This is a genomic window from Dyadobacter ginsengisoli DSM 21015, assembly GCF_059568735.1.
This window is the reverse complement of the sequence record NZ_JCANTY010000007.1, coordinates 180,882-196,618: the sequence shown is the minus strand read 5'-3', so window position 1 is coordinate 196,618 and position 15,737 is coordinate 180,882. Positions and strand designations below refer to the sequence as shown.

Sequence of the window (15,737 nt, the reverse complement as noted above, 5' to 3'; positions counted from 1 at the left end):
AGTGGTTATCAAAACCTAAAATTAACCCCTACCAAAAAATTCCGGCCCGCCTGCGGGAAGTAGAAATTCTCCTGCGTGAGGGCCCCCCCGGCGAAGTAGCCGTAGGTGTAGCCGTTGGATTCGTAGTGCTCATCCAGGACATTGTTGACCAGTAGGTTGAAGGATATTTCATTCGCCCATGCCGGTTTGATCGTCCAGGAGAGACGGGCGTCGTTGGTGAAGTAAGCGTCTAGCTTACGGGTTTTGGTTGAAGTGTTATCCAGATATTGTTTGCCGACATATTTGGTAAGTAACGCAAGTTCGAGGTTCTTTCTAATGGTATACGTAAACTGGCTGCCGATAATCACATTGGGCGAAAAGGAGATGTCAGATTTGCCATGATTAACTGTATTGTACTCGCTGGTGTCATAGTTAATGATGTATTCTGTGAAATTCTTGATTTTGTTCTGACTGAATGTCGCATTGGCATTCCATTTCAGGAAGCGGTTGAATGCGACGGCGCCCTCCAATTCGATCCCGGTGCGGTAGCTTTTGGGGACATTCACACGCACCGAGCCACCGACGTCATTGATCTGCCCGGTGAGTACCAACTGATTTTTGTAGCTCATCAGATAGTAATTGGCCGAAAATGCCCACTTACCCTGTTGCGTCCTGAACCCGGCTTCCACGTTTTGCAAACGCTCACTTTTGGGGAACAGATTGGCCGTAGACGAAGTAAAATCATCGCGGTTGGGTTCGCGGTTACCAATACTGTACGACGCGTAAACCGAACTCTGGTCGGCGAGCTGGTACGTAAGCCCTGCTTTTGGATTAAAGAACGAATAGGATTGATCAAATGCAAGTTGCACCAGGTCGTTGTCTGTTCCGTGAATGGCGTGGCTTACGCGACGGTATTGAAGGTCGGCGAATGCATTCAGTTTATCGGTGAATTGATAATACAGTTTTCCATACAGGTTGAAATCCTTTTTCTTGCCCGTGCTGAAATAGTATTGATGCTCATTCTCGATGTTCCCGGCATTGCGCACCCAAATGATCTGACCATAGTGGTCACCGTCATACTGGTTCCAGCCACCGCCAAAGCTTACCGTCAGCTTTTTGAAGCTGTTATAATCGAATGAAAATGTGGTTCCGTAAAAGTAATTGTCCAGCCAGCGGCGACGGATGAGATCGGTGCTGGTAAGGGTGTCTTTGCCGACAATCACATTTGGAAGGTTGTATTTGCTGTAATCGTCACCGGCGCGGTATTGTTCGTAATAGCCAAGGCCTCGGACGAGAAACGCGTTCAGGTTGAAGGTTAGTTTGTTGCTTAGGCTATGCGAGGAAACGATCTGGTAGTGGTCCTGGCGATAGTTGTCGACCTCGTTTTTATAGGTGTAAGAGTTGTAAGTGCGATCGTCGGCATTGAGCAGGTTCTCGGAATCCTTGCCGCTCAGTCCATTCCGGTCGATGTAGGCAAGGATGCCTTCGCGATCGCCCCGCAATTTAGCTTCGGGTACCCCGTTCCACGACTGGTAAGTGCGTTCCTTACCCGAAAATACATTGACCCGCACAAAACTCTTCTTACCAAAATACCCGCCTGATAAGTAGTAGGAATGCAGTTCCGAAGAGGCGCGATCCACAAAGCCATCCGATGAAACCCGGGATAGTCGCGCATCGAATGTGAATTTGTCTTTGATTAATCCCGAGCCAACTTTCAACGTATTTTTAAATGTATTGAAAGAGCCGTATGAGTTATTCAACTCCGCATAAGCCGTTTCGCGAAACGCATTGGTATTGATATTCACCGAAGCCCCGAATGCACCAGCACCATTCGTTGAGGTACCAACTCCGCGCTGTATCTGAATGCTGCTCACCGACGATGCAAAGTCAGGCATATTTACCCAGAAAACGCCCTGACTTTCGGCGTCATTATAGGGAATCCCATTCACGGTCACATTAATCCGCGTCGCGTCGGAGCCTCGTATGCGTATGCCCGTGTAGCCCACGCCCCCGCCTGCGTCGCTCGTGCTCACGAGCGACGGGGAGAAGTTGAGGAGCACAGGCAGGTCCTGTCCCAGATTTTGTTTGTCGATGGCTGCCGCGGTCACGTTCGTATACGCCATGCCGGTTTTGTCGTTCACGCGGGTAGCGTTAATGATCACTTCGTCGGCCTGATAGGTGCTTTTATTAAGTTTGATCTCGATCTGGTGGGAGTTGCCCAATGCCACTTTGGATGTCTGGTAGCCGATATAGGAAATGTCCAGGGCCTCGATATTTTCGGAGATGTTTTTCAAAACAAAATTCCCATCCTTGTCCGTGCTCGCGCCGCGGATTTCACCGGCCCTGATGGTCGCGCCAGGCAGCGGTTTGCCGTCTTCGGCGTCGGTAACACGCCCTGAAATGGTCAGTTGGGCCTTTTGTGCCAAAGAGGAAAGTGCAAAAGCACTGAATAACAGCGCCAGCAAATAAGTAGTAATTTTTCGCATTGCGATCAATAATTACAACAGGCAGGGGCCACCTATCAGGAAGTTCGATAAAATGTATTAGAAACCAGCCGTTCGGCTTTCTCTCCCTACGCCGGCATTACCCGGATCAGGTTAAATGGGTATGATCTCAGCCCGTTCGGTAGGGCACCCCTTGAGATTATGCTGCAAAATTACTAAGCTTTTCGTTAATTTTACATAACTCAAAACGAACTTCTTAACTGATTGGATATCAAAATGACCAGCTATACAGACACGATGAACCTCAACACTTCCCGGTATGCGATGGAACTGGAGTACAGGTATGGCGCGCATAACTATAAGCCAATGCCCGTCGTTCTCGAGAAAGGTTTGGGCGTGCATGTGTGGGACGTGGAAGGGAAGCGGTATTTTGATTTTCTTTCTGCATACAGTGCGGTAAGTCAGGGGCATTGCCACCCAAGGATTGTCAATGCGATGATCGAGCAGGCACACAAACTGACACTTACTTCCAGAGCATTTTACAACGATCGTTTGGGTGAATGTGAGAAGTTTCTTTGTGAATACTTCGGTTATAACAAGGTCCTGATGATGAACTCTGGCGTGGAAGGAGGGGAAACCGCATTAAAACTGACCCGCAAATGGGCCTATAAGGTCAAGGGCGTTGCGGCCAGCAAGGCCAAGACCGTTTATGCATCCGGTAACTTCTGGGGACGGACACTGGCTGCTATATCGGCATCGACCGATCCTTCGTCTACCAATGATTACGGCCCGTTTTTGCCTGGCTACGAGATTATTCCCTATGACGACCTGAATGCTTTGGAAGACTTGTTCAAGAAAGACAAAGATATCGCCGGTTTTATGATAGAGCCCATTCAGGGCGAAGCAGGCGTGGTGGTACCGGAGGAAGGATACCTGAGAGGGGTTCGTGAGTTATGCACCCGCTACAACGTTCTGCTGATCGCAGATGAGGTTCAAACAGGTATTGGGCGAACAGGCAAACGGCTGGCTTGCGATTGGGAAGATGTAAAGCCGGATATTCTGGTTCTGGGAAAGGCGCTTTCCGGGGGAACTATGCCGGTGTCCGCCGCCCTGGCAGACGATGAAATCATGCTGACGATCGCTCCCGGGGAGCATGGATCGACCTATGGCGGTAACCCATTGGCCTGCGCTGTGACAATTGCTGCATTGCAGGTTGTAAATGATGAAAAACTCGCCGAAAATGCGGAAGCAATGGGCCGGATCTTCAGGGCCAGGATGAATGCGCTGCAAAAGCAATGTTCTCTGATCGAAATCGTTAGAGGGAAGGGATTGCTGAACGCGGTCGTGATCCAGGGTGGCGAAGATAGCGCAGTGGCCTCAGAGCTTTGCTATAATATGATGGATCGCGGATTGTTGTGCAAACCTACTCATGGCAATAAGATCCGCTTTGCCCCGCCACTCGTGATCGATGAGGCGCAAATGAACGAGGCTTGTGATATAATCGAAGAGGTATTTTTAGAAATGAATGGAAATTTATGAGACTGAGACTTTTCCTGCCCGTAATTTTGCTGGCTGCCTTTGTTCTTTCCTGTAAAGATAAGAATGTCGATCCGGCCAATGACAGTGAGACCAATCACTGGATTTATGACCAGATGAAGTACTGGTACTACTGGACAGACCACATTACCGCTACTCCGGATTACAGTAAGTCGCCCGGTGATTTTTTTCAGTCTTTACTTTATAAATATGATGCCACAGCACGGCCCGACGGGGACCGCTTTTCCTGGATGCAGGAAAGCGCTAAAGAACTCGAGGCGTCGCTGGGTGGAGAGTCCAAAACCAGTGGAATGGAATATAAGCTGGTGTACTTCCCGGCCAATACAAGTAATGTGATAGGGGTAGTGTTGTTTGTAATTCCGGATTCCCCTGCAGCGAAGGCGGGATTTGTCCGGGGCGACATTTTCAGCAGTGTGAACGGGCAGAAGCTAACCGATTCCAATTACAGTAAATTACTTAACACAGAAGACAAGACAACTTATACGTTAGCGACGATCAAAGACGGTGCACTTGAAGAAACTGCCACGAAGAGGGATGTGACGCCCATCGTGCTACAAGAGGATCCTGTCTTTTTCGATTCGTTATATACTATCGGTAGCAGTAAAATCGGATATGTGGTTTATCATCAGTTCATCCCGGAGCCTTACCAGGCGAACAATAAAGCATACGATAAAAAGCTGGATGCCCTTTTTTCCGACTTCAAGAACAGTAATGTCAATGCACTGGTGCTCGATCTGCGATATAACCCGGGAGGTTATGTCAGTTCGGCCATCAACCTGGCCAGTCTGATCACCAAAGCCACTGCGAACGACATTTTCTACTACAAGGAGTATAACAAGCAGGTGACGGAAACAAACCTGAAGAAATATGGAGAAGCCTATTTTTACGACAAATTTGTAGCCAAGAGCCAGAATATAGGTGCGGGTCTCAAACAATTGGTTGTACTGGTGTCGTCGCGTACGGCATCGGCCAGCGAACTACTGATCAATGGGCTGAAGCCATTTATGACCGTCACAATTGTGGGAGGTAAGACGGTCGGTAAGAATGTCGGGTCGGTTACATTAAGCGACGAGAATAACGGCATCAAAGTAGGTTTGCAGCCGATTGTCTCCAAATCTTTTAACAAAGATCACAAATCAGATTATCAAACCGGTTTCGACCCGGATGTGAAGGTCAGCGAGGGAAATATTCTTTATCCTTATGGAGACCCGAGAGACCCTTTGCTGGGCGAAGCGTTGTTTCAGATCACCGGTACGCACGTTATGCGCGAGGGGCGTAATGCACGTGTGTTACAGGAAGAAGCAAGCAACGAGTTTTCTTCCACAATCAGCAGAAAGGCGGGAGGCAGCAATATGTTCTTCGACAAATAACGATTTCCTGTCATGTTTCGCGAATGGTGAGAGAACACCCATGGACTGTTCTCTCACCATTTTTTATTGCTATTTTTACAAAAACGCAATGGCAGATTTCTAACTAATTGACATTCTATGAAGCTGGTAAATGATATGACTGTCTGGTTTTTGAAGCGTCGCTTCGAACGGATCGAACAGTTTATGAAGTACCCTGTCGAAACCCAGCAGCGCATATTTTCGGAGTTGATAGAAACTGCCCGTTATACCGAATGGGGCGGCAAATATAATTACGGGCAAATCAGGTCTGTGAAAGAGTTTCAGGAGCAGGTGCCGGTGTCGACCTATGAGGACTTGTATCCCTACATCGAGCGGGTTTTGAAAGGAGAACCCAATGTGCTCTGGCCGTCACAGATCGAATGGTTCTCCAAATCGTCCGGTACGACCAACGCTCGCAGCAAATTTTTACCGGTATCGCCGGAAGCATTGGAGGAATGCCATTATGAGGGCGGGAAGGATATGATGACCCTCCTCATCAACAACAGGCCCGACACCCGCGTTTTCGATGGGAAAGGCTTGTCGATCGGAGGTACTTTACACGCCAATCCGTTCGATGATTATACCCAGATCGGCGATGTGTCGGCGGTAATCATGCAAAACCTTCCGTCTTGGGCCGAATTCATGCGGACACCACCATTGGAAGTCGCATTGATGGACCATTGGGAAAGTAAGCTGGACAAGATGGCGTCGATCTGTTCGCAGGAAAATGTGACCAGCATTCTAGGGGTTCCTACCTGGACGATCGTTTTGCTCGATCAGATCCTGGAACGGACAGGCAAGAAGAATATGCTCGAAGTATGGCCTGATTTCGAGGTGTTTGTACACGGAGCAGTTTCTTTTGAGCCGTACAGGGACTTGTTTATGACAAAATATTTTCCGTCGGATCAGGTTTTGTATCTAGAAACATACAGTGCATCGGAGGGCTTTTTTGCCATTCAGGACGACATTAACCGTGTCGGAGAAATGTTGCTGATGCTGGATTATGGCATATTTTATGAATTTGTTCCCATTGAAGAGCTTGGCAAACCTCATCCGAGGGCGTTGCTGCTGGACGAGGTAGAAGTAGGGAAAAACTATGCTATGGTTATTTCCACCAATGCCGGATTGTGGCGTTACCTGATCGGGGATACGGTCAAATTCACATCGGTGTATCCTTTTAGGGTGAAAGTCAGTGGGCGTACCAAGCATTTTATCAATGCATTCGGGGAAGAAGTCATTGTCGAGAATGCCGATCACGCCATCAAAGTTGCTGCGCAGAAAACCGATGCACTTGTTGCGAACTACACTGCAGGTCCGGTTTATATGGGTGATGGCGCCCGTGGGTGTCATGAATGGGTCATAGAGTTTACCAGAGAGCCCGAAAACCGCGAAGAGTTCATCAATGCGCTGGACGAAGCTTTGCGGGAAGTCAATTCGGATTACGATGCCAAACGCTACAAAGACATGGCACTGACACGGCCATCGATCCATTTTGCTCCGGCGGGCACTTTTTATGCCTGGATGGGTAAAAAACACAAGCTGGGCGGACAAAATAAAGTCCCTCGTTTGAGCAACACCCGCGAGTACCTGGATGACCTGCTGGCAAATTTATGATATTTCGACAGCCGGTTTTCGGCTGCCGGTATTTTTAGGTAATTAACTAATAGAAATCACTTTAAGGCGAGGGCCGACTGCCAATAGCCGACTGCCGCGATGATTCCCAAGCGTTTAAAAATCAAAGGCCTGTACTCTTACCAGACCGAGCAGGAAATCGATTTCGATCCATTGACGGACGCATCACTGTTCGGAATTTTCGGAGCCGTCGGAAGCGGAAAATCCTCCGTTCTGGAAGCAATTACATTTGCATTGTATGGTGATACCGAGCGGCTTAACAAGTCGGGCGACGATCGTACGTACAATATGATGAACCTCCGGTCCGATGACCTGCTGATCGATTTCGAATGCATCGCGGGGAAAAAGGGGGATCGTTACCGGTTTACCGTCCGCGGAAAGCGAAACAGTAAGAACTTCAAGGATGTAAAAACATTTGAAAGGAAGGGCTATATCCTGAACGGTGAGGAATGGGTGCCGCTTTCGGAAAATGAATCGACCGAAAGCATAATCGGGCTGAGCTACGATAATTTCCGGCGAACGATCATTATCCCGCAGGGACGTTTTCAGGAATTCATAGAGCTGAGAGACGCGGATCGGACGCGGATGATGAAGGAACTCTTCCAGCTGGAAAAATACGACCTGAGCCGTAATGTAGGTTCGCTGAGCAAGCAGAACGACCTGGCAATGTCCAATGTGGACGGACAACTGCTTGGCCTGGGCGAGGTAACACAGGAAATGCGGGAGGAAAGTGAGCGAAAACTGGAAGAACTACGTCAGCAGATCCAGCAGACCGATGCCGCACTACTGATTCAAACCGAGATTGAAAGCGGCTTTCAGAAATTGAAATTGGCGGGCGAAAAAATTCAGGCACTCCGCAACCGCCTGGAAGTGCTGGAATCGCAGCGCACCGGTATGGGGGAGCGCGAAGCCGCCTTGAAAACATTTGAAATTTGCTCCCTGCATTTTAAGTCACTATTCGATCAGAAGAATAATCTGCTGACGGCCATCGCGCGCGATCAGCGCCTGTCCGGCGAACACCAGAACAGGCTGGCTACATTGGCCGGTTTACTGGAAAAACAGCAGGAAACATTGCTGTTGCTCAAATCACGCTATGAAAAACGGGAGGAGTTGCTCGCCACGGCTGATGAACTGGAGAAAGTGATGCGGATAATAGAGCATTCGCAGGCCGCATTGAAAAGAAAGGAGGCGTTACAGCGCGGCGAGGAACAGTTGAAAGAACGGGAAAATGCCATTGCGCTTCAAAGGCAGCAGAAGCAGGAATTGGAGGTAATCAACGAACAACGAAAGGCCGGCTTGGGTGACATCCTGGAAATGGGGCTGGTCAAATCATGGTTCAGTATGGCAGATAGTCTGACGGAAAGCAGGCAGGCCATCAAAACCGAAGCAGAAACGCTCGCCCAGGAAATCAAAGCACTGAATGAAGGACTTGCAATACGGTTAAAAGATATTGCGAAAGATTTCTCCATTGAAATTGATACAGAAACTTCTCTGGAAGCATTTCAGAAAGGCGTAAATGATTACCTGGAAACAGGGGACGCTGAGCGCAGGAAGTTGAACCACGCATTGCTGAAAATCAATACCAGGGTAGCATTACACCAGTATGCAGGCGACCTCGAGGACGGTGAGCCGTGCCCGCTATGCGGTTCTTTGCACCACCCGGCCATGCTCGTAGCCGACGGAACTCTGGCAGAGGACGTTGCGCGAATTGAAAAGCAGATTGCAATATTGGATGAAAAGGAGCGGTTGCTGAGGAAACTGCAGTCTCCGGTCGAGCGGGTATTTAGCCAGATCGAAAACCTTGAAAAGCAGAAGGAGTCGATCAGGCAGCGTTATACCGAGGCACAGGCAAAATTGAAAACGCATGATGCTGCATTTGTATGGCCGGCATTCAGCAAAGCCGACCGCGAAGGTTTCGAAAAGCGGTTTGCGGAAAGCAGCCGGATACAGTCGGAAATCAGGGAAGGAGAGGTTGCTTTAAAGACTTTGACGCAGCAAGTGGAAGCCGCATTGACAGACAAGGCCGAACGGATCGAGAAGCCGTTGCAGGTGATGAAGGACGAAATACTGAGATTCGAGAATACGGTGCTTACGCTTTCCGAGCAGTTATCGAAAGTAAAACTGGATGATTTTGCAGGTGCGGAAAAGACGGAGATCTCTGAAAAGATAGGGACATTGAAATCGGATTATCAACAGCTTTCGGTAGCCTATGCAGAAGCTGAAAAGCAGGTCGATGTGCTCGAAAAAGAACGAAATACGCTGTCGGGCAGCCATGCTACCCTGCTGGCGGCGTTGGAAAATAGCCATAAGGACCTCTCCTCGGTACAGGGAAATATTAACAACCAGTTGATCAGCTATACTTTCGATTCGGAGGCGCTGGTGGTGGAAATCCTCCAAAGGCCAATTCAGATCGAAACGGAGCGAAAGGCGATCGACGAATTCAGGCTGGCATTAGAAACCACCGGAGCCGAACTAAAAAACCTGTTGATAGAGCACACCGGAGAGCAATATGACATTGAAAAGCACAACGAAGCGATCAGGCTGAAAAACGGTCTTGCCGAGAGCCTCAATGCGCAGCGGAAAGAAGAGGGTAATATTGGCGGGAGGCTAAAACAGTTGTCGGAGGACCTGGCTAAAAAGGTATTGCTTTTGAAAGAAAAAGGGCACCTGCAACTCAGAAAGGAATACCTGGACGATCTGGCGAGGCTTTTCCGGTCCAGTGGTTTTGTGGATTATGCTTCGAGCATTTATCTGCAAAACCTGATACAGGCCGCCAATCACCGTTTTCACCGGATGACCCATCAGCAGCTGCATCTCGAACTGGGGGAAGGAAACAGCTTCTGGGTACGTGATCTGCTGAATGGCGGACATTTGCGATTGCTGAAAACCCTGTCGGGCGGACAGAAATTTCAAGCGGCACTTTCCCTCGCGCTCGCACTCGCAGACCATATTCACATCAGAAATGAATCGCAGCATAACTTCTTTTTTCTGGACGAAGGTTTTGGTTCGCTGGACAAAAACGCGTTGCAGACGGTTTTTGAAACACTAAAATCGCTTCGGAAAGAAAATAGGATCGTGGGTATCATCAGCCACGTTGAAGATCTGCAACAGGAAATTCAGACCTACCTGCGGATCACTGAAAGCGAGGAAGGAAGCAGGATTGAGGCGAGTTGGAAATAAGTATCACACATTAACCTGTATATTCGGGTCAATTTGCCCAAACCATCCTATGTTGCTGGAAAACTTTTACGGGTCGTTTCTACTTTGGATTGAAGCGCAGTTGTCAAACAAGAACTGGCTTTGGAAACTGACCTTTTTTGCCGTTGCTCTTTCACTGTTCCTTGCATTTCCACCTTATTCGCTGCTGGTCGACCACCTGAAAAACAATGGCGTTAGCCTGGATGCGTGGGTATTTATCAGAAATCAGGCTGAGGACTTGTTTCATCCGAAGGACATGGATTACGACATCCGGCGGGAAAACATGATCTTCCGGTGGACATTGCCGTTATTATCCTTCCTGACCGGGCACAATATTCTCCTGATCCTGATCATTCAGGCGATATTAGGGGTTTTGTTTCTTTATAAGATCGGTGCATATATTTTTTCTGTCTCAGGAGACAAAGTGACAACGGCCTTATTCGTGACCGGTATAGCCAATATTTTTGTCAGTGTGTGGGCGTTTGCAGACGTTCACGGTTACGGAGATGAATTTGCCTTTTTTTTCCTCTTGCTGGCGCTGTTAAGCAAGAACCCCCTGGTGATCTTCCTGTCATTACAGATTGCATTCTTCACGGATGAGCGGGCTGTCGTGGCAGGTGGATATCTGTTGTTATGGTGGATGGGAACGAAGGCTTATGAGCGGGACGATTTTAGCCTTCCTGGTTTGTTAAAGCGGTTATTTACGAACGAGAGCCTGGTGGTGTGGGTAGCCTGGGCGTTTTATTTCGGGATACGGGAGTATGTTCAGGTCACATATTTTTCTCAGCACAGCTATTCGACGATCGGAACGCCGGTGTTGTTTGCAAACGCCCATCGTAACGGACTTGGGAGTAGCCTCTGGGGCGCATGGGAAGGTACCTGGCTTATACTGATCGCCGCAGCACTGGTTTTGTCGCTGACCAAAAGATATTGGTTGTTACTGGCGTTGATGGTTGGTTTTGTCGTTCTGGTTGCGACCGGTATTTATGTTCATGACATCGACCGCGCTCTTTCCTATGGATATCCCTTCATTCTGCTGGCAGCATTCATTCTGTTGCAGACAGCCTCATTGCAGTCGACGCGGCTTATTTTCTTTTTCACTATGATTATTTGCGTAAGCCACCCGCAAGTATTCTATATGGGGTATAATAAGATTCTCTGGCTGGAACCACTTCCCGTAAAAATACTGATGCTGATGGATCACCGGCTAGGTTGGGGCATGTTCCATTAAGGGTCTGAGTCTATTATTTTTCGTCTTCTCCCAACCAAACGAGAATGGCATTGGTCACTACCCCGGGTGTTCGATCACGCCGGGGTATCCGTTAAATGATTATTAAGGTATTCCGTTCATTCAACAGTTTTTTTATCTGTTAGCTATTTTTGTATTTTCAAGAAAAAATATCTGACTTTTACTAAACGGTTACTTTTGAGGAAAATCTCCGGTACTTTGGAAGTTTGCTTTTATCCCTAACAATTAGAATTTTTATATGCCGCTGCTAGTAGAGCTGAATACATTCAATACCGGTGCAGGTAACCTCACAGTCTTCGAAAAAATTATTCCCGGGACGATTAAGCGTGTTTTTTACATTTATGGAGCAGGCGAGACGCAAAGAGGAGGCCATAGGCATCACAAAGCCTGGAATGCCCTGATCTGCATTCACGGAAGCTGTCGTATATACTCCAACGATGGCGAAAAAGAGGAATATTTCGTGCTCGACAATCCCGTTTCCTGCCTTATCCTCGAACCCAAAGACTGGCATATTATGGACTCATTTTCGGAAGATGCTATTTTGCTGGTGCTTTCGAATGAATACTATGATAAGGCCGACTATATCGACGAGGCTTACCAGATGAATCAGACTGTATCTCAATGATTCCTTTTCTGGATTTAAATCAGGTTAATGCCCCCTATATTCAAGCGATCGAAGAAGCGGCTACCCGTGTGGTCAGGTCGGGGTGGTATATTCTGGGGAACGAACTGAAATCTTTCGAAAAATCATTCGGGGATTACTGTGGAGCGGAACATTGTGTAGGTACTGCCAATGGTTTGGATGCCATTATGCTGATCCTGATGGCATTTGATTTGCCGGAAGGCAGCGAAGTGATTGTTCCGGCCAATACTTATATAGCCTCCGTGCTGCCGGTCAGCTATCTTCAGCTGACCCCTGTTTTCGTAGAGCCGGATCCCCGGACGATGCTGATCGACCCTGCGCGCATCGAAGAACGCATTACCAGCCGGACCAGGGCGATTGTAACAGTAGATCTTTACGGACGAAGCTGCGAGATGGAACCGATCCTCAACATTGCCCGGAGACACAATCTCAAGGTCGTGACGGATGCAGCTCAGGCGCATGGCGCTATTTATGGGAAACATAAAGTTGGAAGCATCGCTGACGCAACTGCATTCAGTTTTTATCCTACCAAGAATTTGGGTGCTTTGGGAGATGCCGGAGCCATTACCACGAACGACAACGGGCTCGCTGAAAAGATTCGTTGCTTGCGGAACTACGGTTCTGTGATCCGCTATCGGAATGAATACAAAGGAGTTAACAGCCGTCTCGATGAAATGCAGGCGGCCATTCTGAATGTTAAGCTTCCTTATCTCGATGGGGAAAACCAAAGGCGCAGGGACATTGCCAGGCGATATTTAAGTGAATTGAAGTGTGAAGACCTGATCCTGCCGCCTACTGATCATATCGAGGAGGACGCATGGCACCTTTTCGTGGTCCGTCATCCGAAACGGGCCGAACTGATTGCTTTCCTGGAAGCAAATGGTGTGCAAACTAACGTGCATTATCCCCAACCTATTCATAAACAGCACGCATACAAAGAATTTAAAGATTTACATTTGCCACTGACGGAGCAGATTCACGAAGAAGTAATCAGTATTCCGCTCAATCCGGTCCTGACGGACGAAGAAGTCGCATACATTATAAAGACTGTTAATCAATTCAGTTGTCAATGAAGTTATCGGTGATCATTCCTGTTTACAACAGTGAAAAAACCATCAGACCGCTCGTTGAGAAGTTGCAGGCGACATTATCTGCGATTTCTTTCGAGGTAGTCATGGTCAATGATGGGAGCCGGGATCGTTCCGAGGCCGTTTGCAGGCAATTGTGTGAGACTTACTCCAATGTCCGTTTTATTTCACTGCGCAGGAATTACGGGGAGTTCAACGCAGTCATGTGTGGTCTGAACTGGGCTTATGGCCACTATTGCGTGATGATCGACGACGACTTCCAGAACCCCCCGGAGGAAATATTAAAGTTGGTGGAAATGGCTGAATCAGGCGATTACGACGTGGTTTACACGTATTATGCCAGAAAGCAGCATTCATTGAGCAGAAACCTGGGTAGCCGGCTTGTGAACTGGCTTACAAGCTATCTGCTCAATAAGCCCAAAGATCTTTATCTTTCGAGCTTCAAGTTGATCCGCCAGGAGGTGGTCCAGGAGATCATCAAATATCACGGACCCTATCCTTATATCGACGGCCTGATATTTAGGATCACCCGCAACATCGGAACGGTGCAGGTGGCGCACCAGAAAAGGGAAGAGGGAGCGTCTAACTACACGTTTAACAAGCTGGTATCGCTGTTTCTTAATATTCTCTTTTGTTATTCTTCGCTCCCGATCCGCCTGTTTGTGCCGATCGGAGTAGGGCTATTTTCTTTGGGTTTTTTGCTTTTACTATTTCTCTCAATTCAATGGATCATAGGGCCCGACCCAAAAGGCTGGCAGGTGGTGACGGCTACCATCATTTTCATTGGTGGCATTCAGTGTATGCTTCTCAGCGTGCTTGGCGAATATATTGGTAAAAGCTTCATGGCGCAAAGCGGGCAGCCGCAATATGTGATCAAATACAACAGCGCAGAAAATGTATGATCGATAACCGCCTAGAGTATCAGCGCATGTATGAAACGGAGCGGAAGCTCTGGTGGTATCAGATATTGCATTGTAAAGTCCTGAATCAGATCCGCAAACATTTCAGGGCTCTTGATCCTGATCTCAACATCCTTGACGCGGCCTGTGGGACCGGTGGATTATTATCATTTCTGAAAGAAAAAGGCTATGGGCAGCTCTCCGGTTTCGACTATTCCCGCCATGCCATTGATTTTTCCAACGAAAGGGGAATGAATGTGAGTTTTGGCGATCTGCGTCACGTCGATGTTTTCCGGCCCGGCAAGACTTTTGATATCATTATCTGCAACGATGCGCTTTACTTCCTGACCGACGAGGAGATTGTCGGGGCACTGACGGCATTTAAAAACCGCCTGAACAGGCACGGGCTGATCATTATCAATATCCATGCCTTCGAAGCTTTTTCGGGGACACACGATTTGGCCGTAGGAAGTTCGAGGCGTTTTAAACTGGAACAGTTCGAAGATTTTTGTAAAGCGGCCGGACTCCGGATCAGTTACAGTACCTATTGGCCTTTTGCGCTGTCATTGCCGATACTTTTGGTGAGACAGTGGCAGAATTACAGGATCCGCAAAAAGAAGGTAAATGTGGATGACCTGGATTCCGACGTGGAGTATCCGGGCGACACCGTGAATGCGGTTCTGAAAACTGTTACAACGATTGAATCTGCGTTGCTCAGAAAAGCACCTTTCGGGAGTTCGCTGTTTATGACGATCCAGCCGGTCTGACCTTCATTCCTCTATTTTTTAGAGAATCCCGATGAATTGACATTATCAAAAAGTGCTTTGGTTTTGCCGACACCCTCCTCGCCATTGATCGAAAAATACCAGAACACCTCCAGATCGCCACGGTGCATGGCTTGGTTCATATCTCCGCTTTGAGATTTGTGGGCTGCCTTCACCCAATCGGCTACGATCATGTAGCTATGTTTTTTATCCTCGCCGAAACTGTAAGACCGGTCCAATTCGAATACCGGAGCACTTTTAAGAATATTGGTTTCCGGATAACCAGCCAGGCCGGAGAATTGAAATGTATATCCTTTGCTTTGCGATTGCGCACCCAGTACCAATGGTTTTTTTATTCCTTTGAAACGTTGCGCGGCCCTGATGGCACTGATCGACGCCGTTTTATGATGCGCGTGCTGACCTTCGTGCGGGACAAGGCAAAGGATGAAATCATAGTTTCCATTATGGAGAATCTGGTCGAGCTTTTTATTAATATAGGATATATCCCAGTTCTGGCCTTGCAGATAAGGCTTTTCATCGCGGTTATAGTAATCGTCGAGCTGATCCAGGAAGAAAAAGTTGCCGATTCCCAGTATTTCCCCGGAGGCCATAAGTTCTTTTTTCCGGATCAGCGGCAGATGTTTCCTGCCGGTTGCAGAATCCACCAGGTTCATCGCGTAATAGCTGGATGCAACCAACCCGTTATAGCCACCCGACGCATCCGTGATCAGCGCCAGATCGGCGGAGCCTTTCAGTTCACGGGTTATTTTGAAGACAGTCACCGGAAACATCGTTTCATCGTCAGGATGTGCCGTAACGATCAGGATACGTGGCCCTTGTGCCTGCGCGAAGGTTGAAAACAACAGCAGGAATGAAAGATAAATGTTTTTCATGTG

The 15,737-nt window shown here is 48.1% G+C and carries 11 protein-coding genes and 1 riboswitch; of the genes, 9 read left to right on the top strand and 2 right to left on the bottom strand.

Features of this window, described 5'->3' with window-relative positions; all coding sequences use genetic code 11:
• Positions 1–8 precede the first annotated feature (8 nt).
• Complete coding sequence (locus BP71_RS25655; RefSeq protein ID WP_496384435.1) at positions 9–2,465, bottom strand: TonB-dependent receptor; 2,457 nt, start codon at positions 2,463–2,465, stop codon at positions 9–11.
• A 65-nt stretch (positions 2,466–2,530) separates the two neighbouring features.
• A riboswitch (TPP riboswitch) is annotated at positions 2,531–2,627 on the bottom strand.
• Between the two features lie 72 nt (positions 2,628–2,699).
• On the opposite strand from BP71_RS25655, the gene rocD reads away from it, so the two are divergent.
• From rocD to BP71_RS25610, 9 genes are all read left to right on the top strand, one after another.
• Entirely contained in the window at positions 2,700–3,962 is a 1,263-nt protein-coding gene (gene rocD, locus BP71_RS25650; RefSeq protein WP_496384434.1) for an ornithine--oxo-acid transaminase, read from the top strand.
• Positions 3,959–5,350, top strand: coding sequence for a S41 family peptidase (locus BP71_RS25645; protein WP_496384433.1), 1,392 nt, complete (start codon positions 3,959–3,961; stop codon positions 5,348–5,350). Before rocD ends, BP71_RS25645 begins: the two co-directional genes overlap by 4 nt.
• 117 nt (positions 5,351–5,467) lie before the next feature.
• Positions 5,468–6,982 (top strand): GH3 auxin-responsive promoter family protein, encoded by a 1,515-nt coding sequence (locus BP71_RS25640; RefSeq protein ID WP_496384432.1) that lies wholly within the window; start codon positions 5,468–5,470, stop codon positions 6,980–6,982.
• A gap of 99 nt (positions 6,983–7,081) precedes the next feature.
• Complete coding sequence (locus BP71_RS25635) at positions 7,082–10,180, top strand: AAA family ATPase (protein ID WP_496384431.1); 3,099 nt, start codon at positions 7,082–7,084, stop codon at positions 10,178–10,180.
• A gap of 49 nt (positions 10,181–10,229) precedes the next feature.
• A complete protein-coding gene (locus BP71_RS25630; protein WP_496384430.1) occupies positions 10,230–11,429 on the top strand; it encodes a hypothetical protein in 1,200 nt (399 codons plus the stop codon).
• A gap of 256 nt (positions 11,430–11,685) precedes the next feature.
• Complete coding sequence (locus BP71_RS25625) at positions 11,686–12,072, top strand: sugar 3,4-ketoisomerase (RefSeq protein WP_496384429.1); 387 nt, start codon at positions 11,686–11,688, stop codon at positions 12,070–12,072.
• Positions 12,069–13,163 carry a DegT/DnrJ/EryC1/StrS family aminotransferase gene (locus BP71_RS25620; protein WP_496384428.1) on the top strand — a complete coding sequence of 365 codons (1,095 nt, stop codon included), beginning with the start codon at positions 12,069–12,071 and terminating at the stop codon, positions 13,161–13,163. Before BP71_RS25625 ends, BP71_RS25620 begins: the two co-directional genes overlap by 4 nt.
• The gene (locus BP71_RS25615; protein ID WP_496384427.1) at positions 13,160–14,080 is read left to right on the top strand and encodes a glycosyltransferase family 2 protein; all 921 of its coding nucleotides are present in this window, start codon (positions 13,160–13,162) and stop codon (positions 14,078–14,080) included. The genes BP71_RS25620 and BP71_RS25615 overlap by 4 nt, the downstream gene beginning before the upstream one ends.
• Complete coding sequence (locus BP71_RS25610; RefSeq protein WP_496384426.1) at positions 14,077–14,844, top strand: class I SAM-dependent methyltransferase; 768 nt, start codon at positions 14,077–14,079, stop codon at positions 14,842–14,844. The genes BP71_RS25615 and BP71_RS25610 overlap by 4 nt, the downstream gene beginning before the upstream one ends.
• An 11-nt stretch (positions 14,845–14,855) precedes the next feature.
• Here the strand turns inward: BP71_RS25610 and BP71_RS25605 are convergent, their stop codons facing one another.
• A complete protein-coding gene (locus BP71_RS25605) occupies positions 14,856–15,734 on the bottom strand; it encodes a PIG-L family deacetylase (protein ID WP_496384425.1) in 879 nt (292 codons plus the stop codon).
• Between the last annotated feature and the right edge of the window lie 3 nt (positions 15,735–15,737).

Excerpts from the sequence above, each read along its gene's own strand:
- BP71_RS25655 (WP_496384435.1), bottom strand. The coding sequence starts at position 2,465 with ATGCGAAAAATTACTACTTATTTGCTGGCGCTGTTATTCAGTGCTTTT.
- rocD (WP_496384434.1), top strand. The coding sequence starts at position 2,700 with ATGACCAGCTATACAGACACGATGAACCTCAACACTTCCCGGTATGCG.
- BP71_RS25645 (WP_496384433.1), top strand. The coding sequence starts at position 3,959 with ATGAGACTGAGACTTTTCCTGCCCGTAATTTTGCTGGCTGCCTTTGTT.
- BP71_RS25640 (WP_496384432.1), top strand. The coding sequence starts at position 5,468 with ATGAAGCTGGTAAATGATATGACTGTCTGGTTTTTGAAGCGTCGCTTC.
- BP71_RS25635 (WP_496384431.1), top strand. The coding sequence starts at position 7,082 with ATGATTCCCAAGCGTTTAAAAATCAAAGGCCTGTACTCTTACCAGACC.
- BP71_RS25630 (WP_496384430.1), top strand. The coding sequence starts at position 10,230 with ATGTTGCTGGAAAACTTTTACGGGTCGTTTCTACTTTGGATTGAAGCG.
- BP71_RS25625 (WP_496384429.1), top strand. The coding sequence starts at position 11,686 with ATGCCGCTGCTAGTAGAGCTGAATACATTCAATACCGGTGCAGGTAAC.
- BP71_RS25620 (WP_496384428.1), top strand. The coding sequence starts at position 12,069 with ATGATTCCTTTTCTGGATTTAAATCAGGTTAATGCCCCCTATATTCAA.
- BP71_RS25615 (WP_496384427.1), top strand. The coding sequence starts at position 13,160 with ATGAAGTTATCGGTGATCATTCCTGTTTACAACAGTGAAAAAACCATC.
- BP71_RS25610 (WP_496384426.1), top strand. The coding sequence starts at position 14,077 with ATGATCGATAACCGCCTAGAGTATCAGCGCATGTATGAAACGGAGCGG.
- BP71_RS25605 (WP_496384425.1), bottom strand. The coding sequence starts at position 15,734 with ATGAAAAACATTTATCTTTCATTCCTGCTGTTGTTTTCAACCTTCGCG.